Source organism: Gloeocapsopsis sp. IPPAS B-1203 (assembly GCF_002749975.1).
Classification (GTDB): domain Bacteria; phylum Cyanobacteriota; class Cyanobacteriia; order Cyanobacteriales; family Chroococcidiopsidaceae; genus Gloeocapsopsis.
In genome coordinates this window covers 52,239-75,060 of the sequence record NZ_PEIG01000001.1, presented here as the reverse complement: position 1 = coordinate 75,060, position 22,822 = coordinate 52,239, and the positions used below count along the sequence as shown (strand labels likewise).

The following is a 22,822-nucleotide window of genomic DNA, read 5'->3' as shown; positions in this document are numbered from 1 at the left end:
TGGTCAATGTGGTTAGGACATTATTAAAGTTTGAGTTTTGAGTTTTGTTAGCGTAGCGGTGCGTTAGCACGTTTTGACTTAAAAGAATTTGCCTAACTCAACACTTTTGCAACATAAGTTTCTTAACTCAAAACTTAACATTCATAACTCATAACTCTCCTGACCTCTGACCCTTGCGGTAACACCGCATTTTTAAGCACTCAACCACTTAAGCTTAGGCAACAGCTTCGCCGAACGGGGAAAGCAAAGGCTAGGTACACAGAAGGGGCTGTTCGCTGCAATCGCACTTACAGACAATAGCCCAAGTTATATACTCATCGCTGCCAATGGCTTGATATTGGAGGAAATTGATTCTTGCCCTGAATTTTGCCTCGGTTGGGTTCCGTACAGAAATTCAAATCAAGATTGCAATATACTCAGGGGACTACTTTTCGTTATTTTTCAGGTGCTGTTTCAATCCAAACAATGTTGATAATTGTGATGGAGTTGACTACAGTCTGCGGGTTAATACCGACGCATGCATACAAAAAACAACGCTGTTTTGCTAATTATTCTGCCTCTACCATGTCAGTCACTATTTATACTAGCGATAGGACACATCAACACAGCTGGCAATTTTTGTTAGCTGAGTTTTTGTTGGTGGAGACCGTACTAATAGTAACCCATAATAAATGTATATCATTTTGATAACACAAGATCATGAAAAAAGGACTGTTTGTTAGGCTTTCCGATGATGAGTTAGAAATACTTAGGCAATACTGCATGCAAGTTGAGCGAACTCAATCAGATGTCATTCGTGAATTTGTTCGCAGACTCAAAAAGAAGATACCCGATGCCTCCACAGGTGATACTCATAACCATGTAACGGTTTCTTTACTCAACTTGCGACAACAACATAGCGATTCAAAAAGTCGGCAATAGAACTCTCCATAGTAGAAGGGAAAAGAGTTTTGAGTGTTGAGTTTTGAGTGTTGAGTTGAATCCCATACCTAAAGTCAGGGAATAAAGCATTGGAGGCTTTCAAGAATGTTGAGTTAAGAATGTTACAAATGTTTTCTAAAATTCAAAACTCAAAATTCATAACTCATAACTCCACTCAAAGAGCGGTGATGCTAACTTTTTACAATCCTAATTGCTTTAAATATTCTCTATTGCGCTGAGCACTTTGTTTAGGAGTTCCCATGCCAGGAAGTACATCTTGTTCGACAACAATCCAACCGTCATAGTTATGTTCGCGCAGCCAAGCAACTACCGCAGGAAAATCAACGCCACCTTTGCCAAGTTCGCAGAATAGCCCGCGACGCACAGCCTCAAAATAATCCCAACCTTGGTTGCGGGAGGCTTGGGCAAGTTCAAAGTCACAGTCTTTAAAATGTACGTGCCAGATGCGATCGCCAAAGCGCTCAAAAGCTTCTAATACAGACTGCGCATCATCTGTAGCCGCACCATAAGCATAGTGTCCAGTGTCTAAAGTTAAGCCAATCAAATTGGGATCAGTTTGCTCTAAAAAGTGGGCAATTTCTTTTGGTGTTTCTAGATAAGAAGCACAATGATGATGAAACGTTGTCCGCATTCCTGTTTCATCCCGAATTGCGCGTGCAATCTGCTCAGCCCCTGCAATGCATTTACCCCACTCCTCGTCGCTTAACTCCATTCCTGGCTCAACTCTTCCTGCATTTTGCGTTCGTACAGGGACAGCACCAATTTCATCCATTACCACCATGAAAGGGCGGCTTTTTTGACTATCACTTGTGTTTGCCACTGCCGACAGCAATCGGGCAATTTTGAGAGCCTGTGCTTCAGCTTGTTGATGTGATTCTGGATTTTTCACAGCTACTGGAACATAGCCACTGATGATTGTGAGATTACGGCGCTCAAGTTCAGCTGTTAACTGATTTGGATCTGTAGGCATATATCCCCAGTCACCTAAATCAGTACCAACATAGCCAGTTTCCACTAGCTCGTCCAACATTTGTTGATAACCAATACTTTCACCCTCAAGTCCTTGCACTCCCAAATCACCCCAAGAACAAGGGGCATTAGCAACGCGAATTCCCTGCATTATTTCTCCTAGTGGCGTGGGTGAATTCTGAGAATTTCTTTACAATTATTTATGTTTAGCGAAATAACCATAATAATGCCTCCTCCTTTAGATAGGCGACAAACTCTGTCAACTATTCTGTATAGCTAGGACTCAGCAAAAAATATAAGTTCAAGATAGATTGAAAAAAATGTAAATGTTTCATACAAGTCTTAGCATAAACCACAATCATGAGCAAACACGAAGTTTGACTAGTTTTCCTCTATCTCCCGTTAGATTTGCCCGTGAATTCTTTTAATTAAGAATCGGTATACCTATTTTTAATCCAAGATGACCAGAAAATAATATGCAAATAACGATCTTAGCGATTGGTAGTCGAGGTGATGTGCAGCCCTATATAGCATTAGGGTTAGGGTTACAAGCAGCTGGTCATCAAATACAAATTGTGTCTTATGCTCGATTTGCACAATTCGTGCGCAGTCATGGATTAGACTTTGCAGCAGTAGGCACAAATCCTCAAGAATATATTCAAGCTTTAGCAAAAAATGTTGATTACTGGCAAATCTTCTGTGATAGCCTAGAACAACTTTTAGAAGATTGCTGGAACTGCTGTCAAGACACAGAAGCCATTATTTATTCTCAAGTTGCCTTACCTGGCTATCATATTGCTGAAAAACTACAAGTACCGTGCTTTGCGGCGTTTACAAATCCATTAACTCGTACACGAGCATTTCCCCATCCACTTTACACAACTCCCATCAATGTTGGTGGCGCTTACAACTGGTTAACGTATGTCATTCACGAACAACTGCGTTGGCAATCAGTGCGAAAAAAAATTAATTACTGGCGGCAGAATTTAAACTTACCACCAGTACCTTTCGCAGGTCTTTACTCTCATTTACAACAGCAGCAAATACCAATTCTTCATTGTTTTAGCCCGACTGTAGTTCCCAAGCCGAAAGATTGGTCAGATTGGGCTTATGTTACGGGCTATTGGTTTTTAGAAGATTCCCAGTGGCAACCACCAATAGATTTAGTTAATTTTATTGAATCAGGAGTGCCACCAATTTACATTGGCTTTGGTAGCATGAGCGAACGAAGTCCAGAAGTCGTCACAAATTTGATACTAGACGCTTTGATGCAAACAAAACAGCGCGGTATTTTGTCGAATTGGGGAGGTTTACAAGGTGTTGATTTACCAGATAATGTATTTCCAATGACTGGCAACATTTCTCATGACTGGTTGTTTCCTCTGTGTTGTGCGGTAGTTCATCACGGTGGCGCAGGTACAACAGCCGCAGCTTTACGGGCAGGTGTTCCTTCAGTAGTGATTCCCTTCGGCGTCGATCAACCGTTTTGGGGACAACGAGTTGCAGATTTAGGTGTAGGAACCTTGCCAATTCCTCAAAAAGAACTCACTCGCGATCAGTTTGTAGCAGCAATTCAAAATGTGATTTGCAATGAAACTATGACGAACAATGCTCTTGCTTTAGGCGATCGCATTCGTGCAGAAGATGGAGTTGGACGGGCAGTAGAGATTATTCAAAGTTATCTAGATTCCTAGCGGCTACTCTGTGCCATTTCGGGCGATCGCTTCTTGATACCAGTAAGCACTTTGTTTCGGAGTACGTTTACACGTCTCAAAATCTACGCGCACAATACCAAAGCGCGGTCGGTATCCATGCGACCACTCAAAATTATCTAGAAAACTCCAAAGATAATAGCCTTGAATATTCGCTCCTGTTTGAATTGCTTTGTGTATTGCTCGTAAGTGATCTCTCAAATAATTTATACGTCCCCAATCAGCAACAAATCCTGTGGTATCCGGTTGATCTTCCAATGCACAGCCATTTTCAGTAATATAAATCTTAGGATTGCCGTAGTTTTCTTTAATATCAAGCAATACTGCTTTTAAGCCTTCTGGATTAACACCCCAGCCCATTTCAGTATGACCCCAACCTGGCGCAGAAAAAGGCACAGATTTGAGCTTGAGTAAACCACCACTCGATGCAAAAGATACTGACAATGTGTAGTAATAATTCACACCTAAATAATCAATTGGTTGCTGAATAAATTCTAAGTCGCCATCGTGAATTTGCGGAGCTTGCGTACCTAACCAATCGATTAAATTTTCTGGATAATATCCTCGAAATAGTGGTTGCAGAAACATTGATACTTTGTCTTCATACGCGCGTTGACACGCAGCGCGATCGCTTTCACTGTCACTGGCGCTTAAGTAATGCCGAAAGCTTAAAACTATACCAATTTCCCCTTTATAACCTCCTTGACGAAATAGTTGTACTGCCTTGCCATGCGATAACAATAAGTGATGTACAGTTTGATATGCTTGGGCAGCACAGGCAATTCCTGGAGCATGATTTGCAAAGCTATATCCTTGAAAAGCGTGTGACCAAGGTTCGTTGTGCGTAGACCACAATGGAACGCGATCGCCTAAACGCTGAAACATTAGTTGTGCATACTCGCAAAACCACTCGACACTGTCGCGATTATTCCAACCACCTCGATCTTGCAATGCTTGAGGCAAATCCCAATGAAATAGCGTAGCGTTTGGGATAATTTCTGCTGCTAGTAATTGATCTACTAGTTGATCGTAGAAATCGAGTCCTTTGTGATTAATTGCACCTTTGCCTTGTGGCAATACCCGCGACCAAGAAATCGAAAAGCGGTACGTCTGTAGTCCTAGTTCTTTCATTAAAGCCACATCTTCGGGCATTTGATGATAGTGGTTACAGGCAATATCGCCAATTTCATTGTTATGTATTGTATGAAGACGGTGTGTAAAAGTATCCCAAATGCTTTCTCCCTTACCATCTTCGTTCCACGCGCCTTCAATTTGATAAGCAGAGGTGGCAGCACCCCAAAGAAATTTTTCTGGAAATTGCAACACTAAGTCCTAATCTAAATACTTCTGATTTGATGTGAATTGACTCAATAGCTTGATAACTCTAAGTCACAGTTCAACTCAAGCAAAATGAACTGTTAGTGCTGTTAGCTAACTGCCAATTGCTTTTTAAATAAGTTGAGATTGAGTTATGCTTCCTCTTGGTTTTCACCTTTGTAGCCAGGAGAAGACTCATAGAGAGCGTCTAGTTGCTGACGTGCATCTTCGACACTGATTGAGCGAATGACCAACAGCGGATCTTTGATGATGTTTCCTGCCGTATCCAGTAGCTCTGGATGCGGTACAGAACGAGGTGAAGCAGAATAGCTACCTTGGCTGTTTTGAGGCGATCTCGCTGGATAAGTTCTGTCACGTTCTCGGCTGAACATTAAAAGATTGCGAATTAAGTTACTGACGGCAATTAAGGCAAGAATTGTAAAAGCTAAAATGTAAAGCAGGTGTAACATTGCATTATTCTCCAAGGCAGCCAGCAGATTTATTATGGTTTTATTGTCTAAACAGTTGATTTTGCAGGGCAGCATTTTAGCTAATCAACCATCATTTATAATGAGTATCTCAGAAATCTTAAGAGTTGTCTGATATTCTTTTTCATTTATGAGACTGCTCCGAGCGAAACCGCATTCCAACTTTCCAGCATTCTGTCAGTAACTGGTGCCAAGGCATCATTACTGCCATATCGATACCCACTTGTCCCCCTGTCACTTTAAATAATATTTGTGCTGAGTTGACCTCCTGCTGTGCTTGCTTAACGCGCTCAAGCAAGTCAAACTGTTGTTGCTCATCTAGAAAAGCGATTTGCTCGGTTTCTAGAAGATGGCGCGATCGCCCAAACCAATACTGAAAGTCCTCAAGCAGCGGTTGCAATATGGTTTTGAGCAATTCAGGCTCTGGTAGATTGGAGTTAAGCATAAAGCAAACACTAAATTACTCTCCTATTTCTTAATCTTAACTTTATTTACAATTGTTAACATTCTGCCAAGGGATGTAATTTGGAAGAACGAGCATAAATTGCTGCGAGTTAATGATAAGTACCGATAAGATAGAGGCAGTGAGAATTGCGATCGCTTAATTTCAGTTACCGCCAATGGTTCAACAAATGTCATCTGCTCAATCTCCCGCACAGCAGCAACCTAAGATTCAATTGCCGCGTACCAGTGAATCGGAGACTTTGAAGAAAATTCGTCACACTGCGTCTCACATCATGGCGATGGCAGTACAGAAGTTGTTTCCCAAAGCGCAAGTAACGATTGGTCCTTGGATTGAGAACGGATTCTATTATGATTTTGACAATCCAGAGCCATTTACCGAAAAAGACTTAAAAGCCATCCAAAAAGAGATGGTGAAAATTATTAACCGCAAATTGCCAGTCGTTCGCGAAGAAGTTAGCCGTGAAGAAGCCCAACGACGGATTAAAGCAATTAACGAACCATACAAGCTAGAAATTCTTGATGATATCAAGCAAGAGCCGATTACAATTTACCACTTAGGAGATGAGTGGTGGGATTTGTGTGCAGGTCCCCACCTTGAGAATACGAGTGAACTTAGCCCCAAAGCAATAGAACTAGAAAGTGTTGCTGGGGCGTACTGGCGTGGTGATGAAACGAAAGCACAGTTGCAACGAATCTATGCCACGGCGTGGGAATCTCCAGAACAACTTGCCGAGTACAAACGCCGTAAAGAAGAAGCACTACGGCGCGATCACCGCAAGCTAGGGAAAGAATTAGGACTCTTTGTTTTTAGCGATGATGTTGGTCCTGGTTTACCATTGTGGACGCCAAAAGGAACTATTCTGCGTAGTGTTTTAGAAGACTTTTTGAAGCAAGAACAAATTAATCGAGGCTATCAACCTGTTGTCACTCCACACATTAGTCGAGTGGAATTGTTCAAAATATCAGGTCACTGGCAAAAATACAAAGACGACTTGTTCCCGATGATGGGTGAAAAGGAAGAGGAAGGCTTTGTTTTAAAAGCAATGAATTGTCCCTTCCACATCCAGATTTATAAAAGTGAGTTACGTTCGTACCGAGAACTACCACTGCGTTTAGCAGAATTTGGCACGGTATATCGCTATGAACAATCTGGAGAACTTGGCGGACTCACGCGGGTACGCGGCTTTACTCAGGATGACGCACACCTGTTTGTGACACCAGAACAACTAGATAATGAATTTTTGAATGTCGTAGATTTGATTTTGTCTGTGATTAAAAGTTTGCGACTCGATCAAAACTTTAAAGCCCGACTCAGCTTCCGCGATCCAAATTCAGATAAATACATTGGTTCTGATGATGCATGGAACAAAGCTGAAAACGCGATTCGTCGTGCTGTAGAAACTTTGGGGATGGATCACTTTGAGGGTGTCGGAGAAGCTGCATTTTACGGTCCCAAACTTGACTTTATTGTTAAAGATGCCCTAGAACGCGAGTGGCAGCTTGGTACTGTGCAAGTTGATTACAATTTACCTGAACGATTTGATTTAGAGTACGTTGCTGAAGATGGTACGCGCAAACGTCCGGTAATGATTCACCGCGCACCTTTTGGTTCTTTGGAACGACTAATCGGGATTTTGATTGAGGAGTATGCAGGAGATTTTCCATTATGGTTAGCTCCAGCACAAGTGCGGTTGTTACCAGTAAGTGAAGCGCAGCAAGATTTTGCCATGAATGTAGCAACAAAAATGCGTGCAGCTGGTATCCGTGCGGCAGCAGATACGAGTAATGAGCGACTTGGTAAACTCATTCGCAATGCTGAAAAGGAAAAAATTCCTGTCATGGCAGTTGTTGGCGCAAAGGAAGTCGAAGCGAATAGTTTAAGTATTCGTACTCGTGCAGCGGGAGAATTAGGTGTTATGCCTGTAGATGACGTATTGCACAAAATTAAGGATGCGATCGCTAATCACGATAACTTTTAAGCGCTTTTAGTCTGCTTGTCGCGTGCGACAAAATAAGGTTGTGGATTAACAATATCTGTTGTCCTCATCCTTATCTAGTCTCCGTGGCATAGTATTGGAGTTAGATAGAATGACGAACATAGTTTCAACAGTCTTTCTCCCAACTGTCTAAATGCCAACAGCTTCAAGCCCGACAACATAAACTAGCTGTGAAGTCTCTCAATGACAAAGTAAGAAACACGAATTGGTAATGTTTGTGCAGTTACAGTTTTGCGATATTAGCTGTTTTTGGTTAAATAAATATTAAGTAAAATTTAAAAATGCAACTATGTTATTAACTATTTGATAAAGCTTTTTTAGGCTTTAGGTTAATAAAAAAAGACTGATAGACAAATGTATAACTAAACAAAACTTATCAAATACAGATTACCTACATAGATTTTATTTACGTACTCATTATGACAATTAAGTCCATCTTCGTTTTACATCACCTATAACTTATTCCGACAATACTTTATAAGTAAAATAACTTAGGGACACACACAGTTATCTTTAATTCTATCGAAGTTTGTAGAAGCAACCTTCATCTTGTCAAACTTCAGAGAGATGATTTAATTAGTAAAATTTGTCAATCTATAAATCTGGATAATAACACTACGCTAGCGGCGCAATACCAATCACTTGTGCGCTTATTTCTTCATGAGGTAAATATTATGCTTCAAGGTGCAGCGATCGCAATTAGCAGAGAAATCACTCAATCAGGATTAGCGCAGATACCAATAGTTACAGAGGAAATTCTCACTCCCGAAGAAGCATCTGTCATGTTTTCAGGTCCTCAATTTTTAGTTGCATTAGTAGCGGGTGTCGTGATGGCATTTGCATTTCAACTGCTACTGACCAACTTTTCAGTTGCATTTGGAATTTCATCTTTAGGAGGAGGGACAAGTTCTGATGATTCAGACTTAGGAATTCGCAAAATCGGAGGGGTCGTAGGAGTTTGGACTTTAATTACAGTTACTATTGCGCTATTTGTTGCTTGTTTCCTAGCAGTTAAACTGAGCTTGGTTGAGAGTTCTTTGCTAGGTGCGATTATTGGCGTAGTTATCTGGGCAACGTTTTTTTCACTGTTAGTTTGGCTAGGTTCAACAGCAGTAGGTTCTCTAATTGGTTCGGTTGTGAGTACAGCAACCTCTGGTTTGCAAGGACTTATGGGAACAGCAGCAACTGCAGTGGGTGCTAACGTGGCAAAAGGTCAAGCAGTATCTACTGCTGAAGAGATTACAGCGGCCGTTCGTCGGGAATTAACTTCAGGTTTTGACCCTAGTGCAATTCAAAATACGTTGCAAAGTTCTTTGGCTAACTTGCAATTACCTAAGTTGGATGCTGAAGAAATTGGCAATCAATTTCAGAAAATTCTTAAAGATGCAGACTTACCATCAATTGCTGATGGTGATGTGCTTAAAAACATTGACCGTCAAACTTTTGTTGATTTGGTAAGTAGTCGTACAGATTTATCAAAACAAGATGTAAATGCGATCGCCGATCAGCTAGAAGGTGTTTGGCAGAACACACTTGGTCAACAGAGTAATCCTCAAGCAAAAGTACTTAACTTCCTGCAAAATGCAACCGCAGAACAACTGCGTTCTAGCGACATAGGTAATACACTACAGCAACTTATTGGTTCAGAACAGAAGTCGGAGCAACCACAGAAGCAGGAACAAAGCGGTGGGGCAATGGGTAGAACTATGCAACTTGGTGTAGAAGCCTTGGTTGGCGCACTACTGACTAGAACTGATCTTTCAGATTTAGATATTGAAAAAGTTTCAGCGCAGTTGCAAAAAGTTCTGGGTCAAACTACAGAGAAAGCCAAAGAAGCTAGCAGTGACGTTGCAGACAAAGCAAAACAAGCTGGCGAGGAAGTTGCCGACATGCCTCAAGCCTTCAGTTTAATTCGTAACGATTTAGATAACTACTTGCTAAACTCTTATGCATGGCATCTTAATCGCGAAACAATTAAACAAGAATTCAAAGACGTTATTTACGATCCAGATGCTGCCCCTGGAAAAGTACGCCGTGAGTTAGAACAAATTGACCGCGATTATGTTGTGCAAAAACTGCAACAAAGAGGAGACTTGCTTGAGTCTCAAATCAACGATATTGCCGAACAAATAGAAAGTCTTCGCATAGAGGTACTCAATACCGTACAACAATCCGAGTCACAAGAACAATCAGAAGATCTGCGATCGCGAGTAGAAAATTATCTACGTTCTACGGGTAAAGAAGAACTCAATCCAGAAGGAATTGAGCAAGAGTTCAAAATATTATTAGAAGATCCCGAAGCTGGGTTTGATGCATTGAGCGATCGCTTAAAGCAATTTGATCGCGACACATTGGTAGAACTGCTCAAACAGCGAGATGACTTAAGTGAGGAAGAGGCAAATAATATTGTAGGACAACTGGAAAGTACCCGCGATTCGGTTCTCAATAGTGCTAAAGAAGTACAAGAACAGGCGCAAGCCAAAGCTGATGAAGTCCGGCAAAACGTTGAAGATTATCTGCGTAATACCAACAAAGAAGAATTAAATCCTGAAGGCATCAAGCGCGATTTCCAAAAACTTGTAGAAGATCCGCAAGCAGGATTAGGTGCTTTAAGAGCAAGGTTATCACAATTTGACCGCGATACATTGGTACAATTATTATCGCAGCGAGGAGACTTAAGCGAAGAGCAAATTAATCAAAATATCGATCAAATCGAATCGGTACGTAAAAGGATTCTGCAAGCACCACAACAAGCAGCAGACAAAGCCAAGAAACAGTACGAGGAAACTACTGCGAAAATTAGTGAATACCTACGCAATACTAATTTAGAGGAACTTGATCCTGAAGGTATTCAACGAGACTTGACAAAATTACTTGACGATCCAAAAGCAGGTTCATTAGCACTACGCGATCGCCTGGCACAAGTAGATCGTGAAACTTTAGTGAAATTGTTGAGTCAGCGCGAAGACTTGAGCGAAGAACAAGTTAATCAAGCAATCGATCGAGTCCAAGAAAGTATCAACAATATTGTTAAAGCACCGCGTCGTTTAGCTACTCGCGCGCAAAAGCAAGCGCAAGATTTTGGGGCTACTTTAGAAGGTTACTTGAAAAATACAAACAAAGAGGAACTCAATCCTGAGGGAATCAAACGCGATTTACAAGTGTTGCTTAACGATCCGCGTGCGGGTTTAGGAAATATTGGCGATCGCTTACAGCAATTTGATCGCGAAACATTAGTTGCCTTGTTATCTCAACGCGAAGATATTTCCGAAGAAGAAGCAAACGAGATTGTAGATCAAGTAGAGTCTGTCCGCAATCAATTGGTTGAGCAAGTGCAAAAAGTTCAGCAAACAGTGCAATCGACGATTAATGGTGTTCTTGGTAAAACACGGGAGTACCTCAATTCCCTAGATCGTCCTGAATTGAATTATGAAGGTATCAAAGCCGATTTCCAAAAAGTATTTGACGATCCACAAGCAGGATTTGAAGCACTACAGAATCGCTTAAGTCAATTTGATCGCGAAACATTAGTTTCTGTTTTGAGTTCTCGCGAGGATATCTCAGAAGCTGATGCCAATCGCATTATCAATCAAGTTGAAGAAGCTCGTAATAGTGTGATTCAAAGAGCGCAAGCAGTGCAAGAAGAAGTCCAACGCCGTCTTGTTTTATTAAAGCAGCAGACACAGAAACAAGCTGAAGAAACCAAAAAAGCTGTGGCTGGCGCGGCTTGGTGGTTATTTAGCGCTGCTGCGACTTCATTAGCTGCATCTGCTATTGCTGGTGCGATCGCGGTTGTCGGTATTCGAGGTTTGATTGGTTAAATTCCAACATTTCAAAAGTTTAACTGCGAAAACACCGCCTCCGTCACCGGAGGCTTTTTTGTATGCTAAGCGTAGTAGCACATTGAGGTCGAATATGACCCAAACAAAAACTACACTTACATTTTTTTGTTGAAGCTGAATCTTGTTTAAACTTAATCACCAATTCAGTATTAGTCAAATCGACATTAGCTGACAAGGTTAGCGATTTAAACGGTAAAATATGACGGTTGTATTCATTGTGGCGGACGCGTGATCGAGCGTTATACTCTGCCCGAAATGGGCGAATTGTGGACGGAAACATACAAGTTAGAGACTTGGTTGCAGGTAGAAATTGCTGTTTGTGAAGCACAAGCAGAACTGGGTTATATTCCAACCGATGCCGTTGCAGAAATCAAAGCCAAGGCAGATTTTGATCCGCAGCGTGTTTTAGAAATTGAAGCTGAAGTTCGCCACGATGTTATTGCATTCTTGACAAATGTCAACGAGTATGTAGGTGATGCAGGGCGCTACATTCATCTAGGGTTAACAAGTTCGGATGTATTAGATACGGCTTTAGCGCTGCAACTTGTTGCAAGTCTTGATGTCATCTTGCAGCGTGTGCAAGATTTAATTGGTGCAATTCGTACCCAAGCGCGAAAACACCGCTATACAGTCATGGTAGGGCGATCGCATGGCATTCATGCTGAACCGATGACTTTTGGATTTAAACTCGCAGGTTGGCTTGCAGAAGTTATCCGTCATCAACAACGGCTGACGCGGTTACGGCAAGATATTGCAGTAGGGAAAATTTCTGGTGCGGTTGGAACATACGCTAATATTGACCCCCAAGTAGAAGCGATCGCTTGTGAGAAACTTGGCTTAAAACCTGATACGGCATCAACACAAATTATTTCTCGCGATATTCACGCCGATTACGTTCAACAATTAGCCCTGCTAGCTGCCTCAATCGAACGCTTTGCTGTAGAAATTCGCAACCTCCAACGCACAGACGTCTTAGAAGTTGAAGAATTCTTCGCTAAAGGGCAAAAAGGTTCTTCTGCAATGCCCCATAAACGCAATCCAATTCGTTCGGAACGTTTAACCGGAATGGCACGGATAATTCGTTCTCATGCTGTCGCTGCGATCGAGAATGTTGCATTATGGCACGAACGCGATATTTCGCATAGCTCGGTAGAACGAGTCATTCTACCAGATGCTTGCATTTTGACCCATTTTATGCTGAAGGAAATTATTGACCTAGTACAAAACCTCCTCGTATATCCGCAAAACATGGAACGGAATATGAATTGTTATGGTGGAGTCATTTTTAGCCAAAAAGTACTACTAGCACTCGTAGACAAGGGTATGAGTCGCGAAGAAGCTTATGCTGTTGTGCAATCGTGCGCCCATCAAGCCTGGAATCAACCGCAGGGCGATTTTCATAATTTAATTGTTCATGATGCGCGGGTAACTCAGTCGCTATCCCCAGAAGAAATCGAAACGTGTTTCATCCTAAGCAACATTTGAAACACCTAGAGCAAATTTATCAACGACTTGATATTTAAGTCAGCGGGCATGATTATAGGTAATAGGTAATGGGTAATAGAAAAGCACTTCTTCTGTTAGTATTTAGCCTAAAAAAGCTAATAGCCAATAACTAATTGCTATTTTAATGACCAATTACCAGTTACTAGTTACTAATTACTACTTGCGTTTGTCCTCATGCTCGAACTTTTAGCCGCACTATCTGCGGCAGCGGCAGCTAGTATGCGTATTGCCGTGCCCTTGTTGATTGTGGCTGTCTTGCATGATGATTTTTCCTTAGGCTTACCACTACTTACGTATATTCCTTCAGTTGCGATCGCGAGTTTATTAATTAGTGGCTCTTTAATCGAACTTGTTGGTAGTAAACAACGGTTAAGTCAGCGACTTTTACAATTAGTCCAACTCCTATTTAGTCCGTTTGTGGGTGCAATCTTAGCTGTGAGTGTAACAACTGGCGCGTCACTTCCAAATTGGTTATTTGGTGCTGTTGGCGCGTTACTTGCCTTTGTATTACAACTCGTCCAAGCTGGTTGGTTTTACCACCTACGCGGTTTTCCTTTGTGGGTTGCTTTTTTGCAAGATGCTTTGTGTATTCTCCTAATCTTTTTAGCAGTGAATGCACCGCAAGTTGGAGGCTTAATCGCCTTGATATCGTTATTGATAGCAGTGCGTAGTATGAGAAATCTACACCGCTGGTACAAACAACAATGAATCGTAAAATCTTAGTTACAGGTGCAACTGGTAATGTCGGTCGTGAAGTGGTGCGCTTGCTCTACCATGAAGGGTATCACATCAAAGCTGCGGTACGAAATTTAAAAAATGTTGATGATACATTAACTTCTCAAGTGGAGTACGTCATTTTTGACTTTCAGCAGCACAATACATTGAGTCCTGCATTACAGGGTGTTAGCAAACTTTTTCTAGTACGTCCTCCGGCGATCGCACAAGTCAAACGATATATCAACCCTGCAATTGATGCAGCTATAGTAGCGGGCGTTCAACATATTGTTTTTTTATCTTTGCTAGGCGCAGAAGATAACCTCATTGTTCCTCACGCGAAGATTGAGTCATATATCAAATCAGTCGGCGTATCCTACACATTTTTGCGGGCTAGTTTCTTTATGCAAAACCTCAGCACTACGCATCAAGAGGATATCAAACACAATGAAATATTTATTCCCGCAGGTAAAGGTAAGACAAGTTTTGTTGACGTGCGCGATATTGCCGCTGTCGCGGTAAAAGCATTAACTGAATCTGGGCACGATAACCAAGCGTATGCACTAACTGGAGATGAAGCACTAGACTACTATCAAGTCGCGGAGCTTTTCACCAAGGTACTTGGCAAATCAGTTATTTATACTAACCCGTCTATTCTCCAATTTTTTATCAGAATGTCTCAACGAGGTCTAACCTTTCCGTTTATTGCTGTCATGATTGCCATCTACACAACAGCGCGGTTAGGACTTGCAGCAACAGTTACTAAAGATGTCGAGCAGATTTTACATCGTAAACCGATTCGGATGCAGCAGTTTATCGCAGATTATCGAGAATGTTGGTAAGACAACACAAAGTCTTATAGAATTCCGACAAAGTGTAGTAACCCGCGTCCTGTAATCAACTCAATCACTAACGCTAAAAAGCCTAACATCGCTAAACGCCCGTTCCAGACTTCTGCTGTCGTCGTCATCCCCCACTCCCAACGTTCCTGTGGGTACATTCTGACTTTCTTCTTCATTTGAGTCACTTGCGACAGCTTCAGGCTGGGGTTCTTCACCGCTTCTTCTACCAAGTCAACCATCGCCTGAATAAATACAGGGTGAGTGTTCAGTGCGGGAACGCGGCAAAAGTGATGAATTCCTGCTTCTTCTGCTACTTCACGATACTCAATATCGATTTCTTGCAGTGTCTCAATGTGTTCAGAAAAGCTAATTGGAACAACTGCGATGTTTTCTACACCTTGCGCACCCAGTTCTTTGAGTGCATCTTCTGTGTAAGGTTGCAACCATTCTACAGGGCCAACACGACTTTGATAAGCTAGCGTATGGGCATTAGGTCGATTGAGCGTCTGCATAATGGTCGTGTTCAGCGGCGGCAGATAATCTCAAACTCTTACAGGTCGGGTGGATTGGGGTTGTTGGGCTGTGCCGCAAACACTCTTCCTTCTGTATTCAGCACCATACCTCAATCTATGAATATTCTTGCTTGAGAATTAGCTTGATTTCAGCGTCCAATCCAGGGATTTTATTAATTACAACATCCCAAACAATGTCATAATCAACGCCGAAATAGTTGTGGATCAATCGATCGCGCATTCCTGCCATAGCCCGCCATTCGATAGCATTGTATTTTTGACGCAACCCATCTGGTAACTGTTTGACAGCTTCGCCAATTACTTCAATACTACGAACGTAAGCACGCTTGAGCGTTTCATCTTGCACAAATTGCGTTTTGTCTAAACTCGTTGAACTCGTCATGATGTAGGTTGTTTCATCAAGAATGTGTTGTAAATACTCACGAGCCGAGGGAGACATACTCCACCTCATCCAAAATATGCGGACCAATGTAGGGACTTAGTGACTCAACAGTGATGAGATCAACTGCTCTGCCAAAAAGATTTTCTAGAAAAAAGGATAGGTGTATAAAGTTATCAAAAGTCTTCTGGTCTGGCTCAAAAGCAACCAAAATATCGACATCGCTTTGATCGTGGATTGCAGTGTCACGCGCGAATGAACCAAAAACACCACAACGTCTAACTCCAAAGCGATGTAATTCCTGTTGATATTCTTGAAGCAGAGATATTACTTGAGCTTTTGTTTCTACAGGCATTGCTCGCACAAACTACTTGTCTGATGCCGAGTCTATCACAACCTCATGAACTCACCGAACGCAGATAATCTTTACAACTCAGCAACAGGTTAGGGCGTTCCGGTGCAGTGACTTGTTAGACGCCGTGAACGCTTACAAAATTGTAAACTTATACACACTACAATTTAGTAGTGCGATCGCACTCTACCAACAATATCCCAACTACGCCCTAACAAAAGACTTCTGTTACTTGTAGCCAATCACTAGAAATCCTCGACACCCTGCTACCAGAGTAAACAGGGCTAGACAGAAAGGCTGGATTATGCAGTTGGCAAGCTCTCCAATAGCAGGCGTGGTTATGGATGATCCAACACAAAGTTTTATAGAATTCCGACAAAGTGTAGTAACCCGCGTCCTGTAATCAACTCAATCACTAACGCTAAAAAGCCTAACATCGCTAAACGCCCGTTCCAGACTTCTGCTGTCGTCGTCATCCCCCACTCCCAACGTTCCTGTGGGTACATTCTGACTTTCTTCTTCATTTGAGTCACTTGCGACAGCTTCAGGCTGGGGTTCTTCACCGCTTCTTCTACCAAGTCAACCATCGCCTGAATAAATACAGGGTGAGTGTTTAGTGCGGGAACGCGGCAAAAGTGATGAATTCCTGCTTCTTCTGCTACTTCACGATACTCAATATCGATTTCTTGCAGTGTCTCAATGTGTTCAGAAACAAAGCTAATTGGAACAACTGCGATGTTTTCTACACCTTGCGCGCCAAGTTCCTTGAGTGCATCTTCTGTGTAAGGTTGCAACCACTCTACAGGGCCAACACGACTTTGATAAGCTAGCGTATGGGCATTAGGTCGATTGAGCGTCTGCATAATTAATTCAGTACACTCTTCAATTTCCTGTTGATAAGGATCGCCTGCTTCTTCAACATAGCTTTTGGGTACACCATGTGCACTGAAAAAGACGTGAACTGCATCAGGGTTAGGAAACTGATCGAGTTCTTGGGCGATTAACTGCGCCATTGCTTGCAAATATCCTGGCTGCTTATACCAAGAAGGAATCACAGTGTATTCAATTTTTTCAAGTTTCGGATCTTCTTGCCACAGTCTTTGTAGTAACCGGAAACTAGAACCACTGGTACTGATTGAAAATTGAGGATATAAAGGTAATATTACTAAGCGTTCGATAGTATCGCGTTTGATGCGGGCGATCGCCTCTTCAGTAAATGGATGCCAATAACGCATCCCGACGTATACTTTGGCTTCGTGTCCTTGGTTGCGTAACTGTGTTTCCAATGCTGCGGCTTGTTCGTCGGTGATCTGACGTAGCGGTGAACCACCTCCAATTTGGCGGTAGTTTTCTTGCGACAGCTTCGTTCGCCGAGTAGAAATAAACCAAGCTAGGGGTTTTTGTAACCAAGGAAAGGGAAGACGAATGATTTCTGGGTCAGAAAACAAGTTAAACAAAAACGGTCCGACATCTTCTAGTTGATCCGGTCCACCTAGATTGAGTAATAGTACCCCAATTCGACCCATAGCCGTTACAATACCCCAGTGTTTTCAGCTTTGTTACTAAGTTTAACAATATATGTTTATTTATTGTATTATTTCCGCCTGACAAAGATGATTCTAAAATCTTGTAATGTCATAGCTCCGCCATTAGCCACTGTAGGATAGCGTAGCGTGTCTTTATGCTTTTAAGTGTAGGTTGACATAGCATATTTTAATTAATTGCCTTTACAAGGTTTAACACTTGATTTAAGTACTAAGTGGAACTTAGTACAACAGTTATTGATAAAGATTCTTAAATAAGTATACTTGGTATCGAGTACAAAGCAAGAAAAAGAGGAAGAAGCCTTATTCTTCCTTATGAGAATCAGTATTGCGATGCTTGCCCTCTTGCCATCTTCCTGATTTACGTGCTGCTTCTTTCAGCAAATACTCGATCTGAGCGTTGACACTTCTTAGCTCATCAGCAGACCATTTTTCCATGACCTCATAAAGCCTGTGATCCAATCGCAGTAAAAACCTTTTTTTCCGGCTCATGAATACAAACTACCAGTGTTTACCACAGGTTGAGCGTTCTGGTCTGAGGTTAAAACAACGAGTAAATTGTTGATCATACTCGCTTTACGTTCTTCATCTAATTCTATAATTTGTTGTTCGCTCAATCGCTTAAGCGCTTCGTTTACCATACCAACTGCACCTTCAACTAATTGCCTGCGGGCATCAATAATTGCGCTTGCTTGTTGACGACGTAGCATCATTAATTCTAAGATCTCTACCCAAAACTGCTGTTAACTCATGTATTCCTGACCAAAGTTGCCATATGCTAGCGATCGCTAAGGCTAAAACCACGCCCAAGGCAACAAATCCACTAACCTTAAACGCTGGAACTTCTCTTATCGGCTCCATGAGTCACCTCTATGCTGTAATTGTTATCAGGATGATATCATGATTATATTAAAATGATAAAATATAAATTGTAGATACCTTGCGACTGAAGTCGGGTCTATCAAAACAAAGCTGACGAGACACACTAAAAAGAAGAGTTTTGAAGAGGTAGAGCATGCCTTATACCATTTCACAATATGACAACTACAAATAAGTTCTCCTCTGCCCCTCTGCTTCCTCTGCTGCCCAGATGTCGCAACTTTAAAGTGAAACGATATTATTTGTAGTTCACGGAGGTGAACAGGGTTTATTCAGCGGCGAATTCATTTGCCAAGTTAAAATGAAATACAATGAAAATGCTTTTAGGCAATAAGTTGTGAGTTTTGCAGGCAGTCAACATGACGCAGGAACTTATAGACCTTAAAAAGAGTATTTTAGAAGGACGTTACGCAGATGCTTTAGCAATTGTAGATGAGCTTGAGGGAATGAGTAGACAAGCAATTCTGCTGCTAACACTGACATACGATTACTCGCAAAAAGAGTTATCTACAGTAATTAACGAGATATTAATTCAACTTCCTGGTGGAAAAGATTGGGCAGGTAGAATATAATCCTGATTCTACTAATCTATCGATTTTATTGTAGTATTTGAATCAACAGCACCAAGCATTTTTAGTGTAGTTATAGTTGCAGAAGTTAAACCTTGAACATTTGTAATATTCATGCCCTCATAAGGTCTAGGAACTTGTAGTGTTTTGTGGCTGACATTGCGATCGCCCTTAAAATTCCAAAGCTTAATTGTTTCGTCTTGACTACAACTTGCAAGAAGTCCATCTGAGTTATAAGCTAGGAACCTAACCCATTTACTATGTCCGTGTAGAGTCTTTAAAGTTGTACAGGCAGGATGCCACTGCCAAAGTTTGATTGTTGCATCAGTACCACACGTTGCAAAGTTCTCGCCACTAGGCTCAAAAACAATTGATAATACTGGACCCTGATGCGCTTGTAGCGTTTGAATGCATTGCCCTGTTTCGATTTGCCAAACTTTAATCACGCCGTCAGCACTACCACTGACAAGATATTGGCGATCGCGACTTATGGCACACGCACGAATCCAACTCGTATGTCCAGATAGCGTTTTAATGCAGCAACCTGTTTTAATATCCCAAAGTTTAATCGTTTGATCTTGACTACCACTTGCTAGTAGCGTTCCATCTAAGCTTAAAGCAATTGACCACACACCGCCGCGATGTCCTTGCCAAGTTTGCTGAGACGCTTGAGGTATATTCCAAATTTTGATAGTACCGTCTAGACTACCACTAAACAGTGTTTTACCATCAGGGCTAAATATGACGGCAAACACCGCATCAGCGTGTCCTTTGAGCGTTGCTAGATGTTGTCGTGTCTGAGTATCCCATAATCTAATTGTGCGGTCTTCGCTACCACTCGCCAAGATATTTCCATCAGGATGGAACGCAACTGACCAAATCCAGCCGGTATGTCCTTGTAAGCTAGTTAACTGTTTACCTGTGGTTGTATCCCAGAAGCGAATTAAGCGATCCTGGGTTCCACTTGCAAGTTGAGTACCATCGGGACTGAAAGCAACACACCAAACGCCATTGCTATGTCCTTGTAAAGTCTTGAGACAAAAATTAGTCCGGCTATCCCACAAACGCACGGATCGATCTTCACTACTGCTAGCTAATAGGTAGGTATTGGGACTAAATACGACAGCTGATATCCAACTAGTATGTCCTTTAAGTACTCGTAAGACTTCGCCTGTATGATAGTTCCATAAGCGTACTGATTGATCGTCACTGCCACTGGCAAGGGTTTGTCCATCACGACTAAACGCAACGGTGCGAATTTGCTGCGAGTGACCTGTTAGAGTTTTAATATTTGTTCTGGTTCTGATATCCCAAAGTTTAATTGTGCGATCGCTACTGCCACTTGCGATGATACGACCATCTGGACTAAAAGCGACACACCACACCTTTTGTTGATGTTCTACAATTTGCAACTCGCCTGTATTAAGATTCCAAACACGCACAGTACCATCAAAACTACCGCTAGCTAACAACATTCCTTGACGACTGTGTGCATAATGTTGTGGTGCAAAAGCAACCGAACGCACTTCATCGGTATGTCCGGCAAAAGTATGCAATAATTCACCAGTTTTGACATCCCAAACTCGTACTAAACGGTCTTCACTACCACTTGCTAAAAAATGTCCATCAGGACTAAAAGCAACAGAAAATACGCGGTCAGTGTATCCTGGAAATGATTTAATGCATTCTCCTGTCTGTACATCCCACAAATTTACGGTGCAATTAGCACCACTTGCTAACCAGCGACCATTTGGACTAAAAGCAACACACCACAACCAACCTGCATCGACTTTACAAGAAGTAAGTATCTTTCCATCAGCAACTTGCCAGACGTGAATCTCATGGTTGACATCGCCTGTCGCGAGTAACTTACCATCAGGACTAAAAGCAACCGATAAAACTTGACTAAAGGTATCAGTAAAAACAGATTTAGCAAAGTTTGCTGAGGTGAAATTAACTTGTTGTAAATTACTGCGACATAGGTAAGCTTGGCAAATACTAATTTGTGAAAAATCCCAACCACTAAGATTAATTTGTAGATAGCAAAGTATATTGAGTATGTTGCCACCTGCGTAACCAGTTGTTTGTTGAGTCTCACGCAACTCACAAAGAATTTTTTGAAATTTTGTTTCTAGCTTTGCTTGACTACTATTACTAATTAATTTATCTGTAATTGGTTGAAGTATGAGGCGTTTTTGTGTTTCGCGTACATAATCTTTTGTTGTTACCTTAACAAGCGCGTGCGAATTAAAACAATGTAGATTTTTATGAGTAATTTCTTCACAAAATTGATGAATTAAGCGATCGGTTACATATTCCATGACTACAGGCTGGAGCGTAAATCGACCGTTTTCAATGAACGTAGGTGCAACTTTATCAATTAGGCATTTTCTTTCTAAAGCAGCGATCGCATCTAATAATTCACCTAAAGCTATCTGGGGAATGATATCTGTTTTGAGTTCCGATAAAGTTACAGGTTCTCGGTTAATTGCTAACCAGTACAGAATATGTTGTTCTAATTCTGGCAAATGATTGATTTGACTTGCTAATAAATTTCTGATGTCCTTAAAAAGGATAGTACCTTGGGGCAGGAGTTCTAAAAAGTTGCTAATACTACTATCAAAAAAAATCTGAATACCTGCAGCAACAATTTTTAAAGCTAAAGGATTACCTGCATAATGGTCAATTAATAGTTTCCATTCTGGATGTGACGCAGTAAAATCCCCTTTAGTGTGAAAGATTTTCTTAATAGCACTTTCATTTAAACCTGAAAGCTGCAGCGATCGCACAGGTAAAAGTTCTCCTTCTTCCACCGCGATTGGGCTTGGCTTTTCGCGACTTGTGAGAATTAATGTGCTTTGATGAAGAGTTTGAGCAATACATTTAAGTAGCTGATTGTAATCATCACTCTTAGGCGATCGCATCACTGTCTCGCCATTATCGAAAATCAGTAAACAACGATGAGCGCGCAAGTAGTGTAATAAACGTAGAATGCAACCATCAAGGGTATTTGGTAAATCAGTTTCGTGTTGCTGCGACAGAAATTGAATTAAATCTGCCAATAAGTCTAAAATCGGTGGTGCATTCCGCAGACTCCGCCAGATGATGTAATCAAAATGACTGTGAATTTCATGGGCTAACTTTACTGCGAGACAGGTTTTGCCAATTCCGCCCATTCCAAACAAGCCAATCCAACGACAGCGATCGCCGATAATCCACTGTTCCAATGTTGCTAATTCTACATTTCTCCCGTAAAAGATAGAAACATCAGGAGAATTACCCCAATCACATTGAGGATTTTGAATAGAACTTTTAGGCTGTGAAGAGTGACTATCAACAAACTCTCTTGCTTTACGCTTAAGGACTAACTGTACATTGCTTTTAGAGACTTTTTCACCAAAAGCGCGACTGAGAACTTGCCATAATTGTGAACCTGTTTGTTTGAGATAGCCAACCTCATAACCGAGTTCTTTAGCAATTTCTTGATATGGTTGTTCTTCCCATGCATAGCGAAATACAGATGCTTGTAACTTACTTAAAGGTTCTTCAGCTAAAGCTTTTTCAACAATCGCTAGTGCTTCATCACTATTCATACCCAGAATTGTTTTGTACATGTAGGGAAGTAGAAGGGCTTCAGGAGAGTGGAGAACACCAGCATTTTTTTAAATTGGTGTCAAGAATTGGCAAAAGTAATTTTTGATGCAGTTTTCATTTCGTCAATATGCAGGTATATTATTCCTAGTTGTGCTGAAGTTCCTACTTGGATAGTTGT

Annotated in this window: 17 protein-coding genes and 3 pseudogenes; 8 read left to right on the top strand and 12 right to left on the bottom strand. The window is 41.5% G+C overall.

The features are described from left to right. Positions 1-699 precede the first annotated feature (699 nt). Complete coding sequence (locus CSQ79_RS27215; RefSeq protein ID WP_228054993.1) at positions 700-921, top strand: ribbon-helix-helix domain-containing protein; 222 nt, start codon at positions 700-702, stop codon at positions 919-921. Positions 922-1,120: 199 nt separating this feature from the next. Here CSQ79_RS27215 and CSQ79_RS00340 read toward each other — a convergent pair whose 3' ends face one another. Then, the gene (locus tag CSQ79_RS00340; protein ID WP_099699232.1) at positions 1,121-2,062 is read right to left on the bottom strand and encodes a TIM barrel protein; all 942 of its coding nucleotides are present in this window, start codon (positions 2,060-2,062) and stop codon (positions 1,121-1,123) included. Between the two features lie 325 nt (positions 2,063-2,387). Here CSQ79_RS00340 and CSQ79_RS00335 point away from each other — a divergent pair, with 325 nt between their 5' ends. Then, positions 2,388-3,605, top strand: coding sequence for a glycosyltransferase (locus tag CSQ79_RS00335; RefSeq protein ID WP_099699231.1), 1,218 nt, complete (start codon positions 2,388-2,390; stop codon positions 3,603-3,605). A 3-nt stretch (positions 3,606-3,608) separates the two neighbouring features. Here CSQ79_RS00335 and CSQ79_RS00330 read toward each other — a convergent pair whose 3' ends face one another. From CSQ79_RS00330 to CSQ79_RS00320, 3 genes are all read right to left on the bottom strand, one after another. Beyond that, positions 3,609-4,949, bottom strand: coding sequence for a GH1 family beta-glucosidase (locus tag CSQ79_RS00330; RefSeq protein WP_099699230.1), 1,341 nt, complete (start codon positions 4,947-4,949; stop codon positions 3,609-3,611). A gap of 143 nt (positions 4,950-5,092) precedes the next feature. After that, positions 5,093-5,410: a DUF2973 domain-containing protein gene (locus CSQ79_RS00325; RefSeq protein WP_099699229.1), complete on the bottom strand. Its 318-nt coding sequence runs from the start codon at positions 5,408-5,410 to the stop codon at positions 5,093-5,095. A 142-nt stretch (positions 5,411-5,552) separates the two neighbouring features. Further along, positions 5,553-5,873 (bottom strand): DUF2605 domain-containing protein, encoded by a 321-nt coding sequence (locus CSQ79_RS00320; RefSeq protein ID WP_099699228.1) that lies wholly within the window; start codon positions 5,871-5,873, stop codon positions 5,553-5,555. A gap of 175 nt (positions 5,874-6,048) precedes the next feature. Between CSQ79_RS00320 and thrS the strand changes: the two genes are divergently transcribed. The 5 genes and pseudogenes from thrS (at position 6,049) to CSQ79_RS00295 (ending at position 14,794) form a co-directional block, all read left to right on the top strand. Continuing rightward, positions 6,049-7,872, top strand: a complete 1,824-nt coding sequence (thrS, locus tag CSQ79_RS00315) for a threonine--tRNA ligase (RefSeq protein WP_099699227.1) — start codon at positions 6,049-6,051, stop codon at positions 7,870-7,872. Positions 7,873-8,564: 692 nt separating this feature from the next. After that, a complete protein-coding gene (locus CSQ79_RS00310; protein WP_099699226.1) occupies positions 8,565-11,711 on the top strand; it encodes a hypothetical protein in 3,147 nt (1,048 codons plus the stop codon). Between the two features lie 249 nt (positions 11,712-11,960). Continuing rightward, positions 11,961-13,255: pseudogene (gene purB / locus CSQ79_RS00305) on the top strand (adenylosuccinate lyase). A gap of 157 nt (positions 13,256-13,412) precedes the next feature. Next, the gene (locus CSQ79_RS00300; protein ID WP_099699225.1) at positions 13,413-13,946 is read left to right on the top strand and encodes a DUF4126 domain-containing protein; all 534 of its coding nucleotides are present in this window, start codon (positions 13,413-13,415) and stop codon (positions 13,944-13,946) included. Continuing rightward, positions 13,943-14,794: an SDR family oxidoreductase gene (locus tag CSQ79_RS00295; protein WP_099699224.1), complete on the top strand. Its 852-nt coding sequence runs from the start codon at positions 13,943-13,945 to the stop codon at positions 14,792-14,794. Before CSQ79_RS00300 ends, CSQ79_RS00295 begins: the two co-directional genes overlap by 4 nt. 14 nt (positions 14,795-14,808) lie before the next feature. Here the strand turns inward: CSQ79_RS00295 and CSQ79_RS00290 are convergent. The 7 genes and pseudogenes from CSQ79_RS00290 to CSQ79_RS26980 form a co-directional block, all read right to left on the bottom strand. Beyond that, positions 14,809-15,309: pseudogene (locus CSQ79_RS00290) on the bottom strand (ferrochelatase); the annotation flags it as partial. Between the two features lie 112 nt (positions 15,310-15,421). Continuing rightward, on the bottom strand, positions 15,422-15,766 hold the full coding sequence (locus CSQ79_RS00285; RefSeq protein ID WP_099699223.1) for a HepT-like ribonuclease domain-containing protein: 345 nt from the start codon (positions 15,764-15,766) through the stop codon (positions 15,422-15,424). Continuing rightward, positions 15,747-16,061, bottom strand: a complete 315-nt coding sequence (locus CSQ79_RS00280) for a nucleotidyltransferase family protein (protein WP_099699222.1) — start codon at positions 16,059-16,061, stop codon at positions 15,747-15,749. Before CSQ79_RS00280 ends, CSQ79_RS00285 begins: the two co-directional genes overlap by 20 nt. 359 nt (positions 16,062-16,420) lie before the next feature. Beyond that, entirely contained in the window at positions 16,421-17,584 is a 1,164-nt protein-coding gene (gene hemH / locus CSQ79_RS00275) for a ferrochelatase (protein ID WP_099699221.1), read from the bottom strand. Between the two features lie 321 nt (positions 17,585-17,905). After that, complete coding sequence (locus tag CSQ79_RS00270; protein ID WP_099699220.1) at positions 17,906-18,094, bottom strand: type II toxin-antitoxin system antitoxin; 189 nt, start codon at positions 18,092-18,094, stop codon at positions 17,906-17,908. After that, positions 18,091-18,315 (bottom strand): annotated as a pseudogene (locus tag CSQ79_RS00265) (SPFH domain-containing protein); the annotation flags it as partial. The pseudogene CSQ79_RS00265 and the gene CSQ79_RS00270, both read right to left, overlap by 4 nt. After that, complete coding sequence (locus CSQ79_RS26980) at positions 18,278-18,463, bottom strand: hypothetical protein (RefSeq protein WP_143755397.1); 186 nt, start codon at positions 18,461-18,463, stop codon at positions 18,278-18,280. The pseudogene CSQ79_RS00265 and the gene CSQ79_RS26980, both read right to left, overlap by 38 nt. Positions 18,464-18,840: 377 nt before the next feature. Between CSQ79_RS26980 and CSQ79_RS00260 the strand changes: the two genes are divergently transcribed. After that, a complete protein-coding gene (locus tag CSQ79_RS00260; protein WP_099699219.1) occupies positions 18,841-19,053 on the top strand; it encodes a hypothetical protein in 213 nt (70 codons plus the stop codon). An 11-nt stretch (positions 19,054-19,064) separates the two neighbouring features. Here CSQ79_RS00260 and CSQ79_RS00255 read toward each other — a convergent pair whose 3' ends face one another. After that, positions 19,065-22,664 (bottom strand): WD40 domain-containing protein, encoded by a 3,600-nt coding sequence (locus CSQ79_RS00255; protein WP_289500096.1) that lies wholly within the window; start codon positions 22,662-22,664, stop codon positions 19,065-19,067. Positions 22,665-22,822: the final 158 nt, after the last annotated feature.

What these genes read in the sequence shown, in the direction of transcription:
- CSQ79_RS27215 (WP_228054993.1), top strand. Translation starts at nt 700, where the DNA reads ATGAAAAAAGGACTGTTTGTTAGGCTTTCCGATGATGAGTTAGAAATA.
- CSQ79_RS00340 (WP_099699232.1), bottom strand. Translation starts at nt 2,062, where the DNA reads ATGCAGGGAATTCGCGTTGCTAATGCCCCTTGTTCTTGGGGTGATTTG.
- CSQ79_RS00335 (WP_099699231.1), top strand. Translation starts at nt 2,388, where the DNA reads ATGCAAATAACGATCTTAGCGATTGGTAGTCGAGGTGATGTGCAGCCC.
- CSQ79_RS00325 (WP_099699229.1), bottom strand. Translation starts at nt 5,410, where the DNA reads ATGTTACACCTGCTTTACATTTTAGCTTTTACAATTCTTGCCTTAATT.
- CSQ79_RS00320 (WP_099699228.1), bottom strand. Translation starts at nt 5,873, where the DNA reads ATGCTTAACTCCAATCTACCAGAGCCTGAATTGCTCAAAACCATATTG.
- thrS (WP_099699227.1), top strand. Translation starts at nt 6,049, where the DNA reads ATGGTTCAACAAATGTCATCTGCTCAATCTCCCGCACAGCAGCAACCT.
- CSQ79_RS00310 (WP_099699226.1), top strand. Translation starts at nt 8,565, where the DNA reads ATGCTTCAAGGTGCAGCGATCGCAATTAGCAGAGAAATCACTCAATCA.
- CSQ79_RS00300 (WP_099699225.1), top strand. Translation starts at nt 13,413, where the DNA reads ATGCTCGAACTTTTAGCCGCACTATCTGCGGCAGCGGCAGCTAGTATG.
- CSQ79_RS00295 (WP_099699224.1), top strand. Translation starts at nt 13,943, where the DNA reads ATGAATCGTAAAATCTTAGTTACAGGTGCAACTGGTAATGTCGGTCGT.
- CSQ79_RS00285 (WP_099699223.1), bottom strand. Translation starts at nt 15,766, where the DNA reads ATGTCTCCCTCGGCTCGTGAGTATTTACAACACATTCTTGATGAAACA.
- CSQ79_RS00280 (WP_099699222.1), bottom strand. Translation starts at nt 16,061, where the DNA reads ATGCCTGTAGAAACAAAAGCTCAAGTAATATCTCTGCTTCAAGAATAT.
- hemH (WP_099699221.1), bottom strand. Translation starts at nt 17,584, where the DNA reads ATGGGTCGAATTGGGGTACTATTACTCAATCTAGGTGGACCGGATCAA.
- CSQ79_RS00270 (WP_099699220.1), bottom strand. Translation starts at nt 18,094, where the DNA reads ATGAGCCGGAAAAAAAGGTTTTTACTGCGATTGGATCACAGGCTTTAT.
- CSQ79_RS26980 (WP_143755397.1), bottom strand. Translation starts at nt 18,463, where the DNA reads ATGGAGCCGATAAGAGAAGTTCCAGCGTTTAAGGTTAGTGGATTTGTT.
- CSQ79_RS00260 (WP_099699219.1), top strand. Translation starts at nt 18,841, where the DNA reads ATGACGCAGGAACTTATAGACCTTAAAAAGAGTATTTTAGAAGGACGT.
- CSQ79_RS00255 (WP_289500096.1), bottom strand. Translation starts at nt 22,664, where the DNA reads ATGTACAAAACAATTCTGGGTATGAATAGTGATGAAGCACTAGCGATT.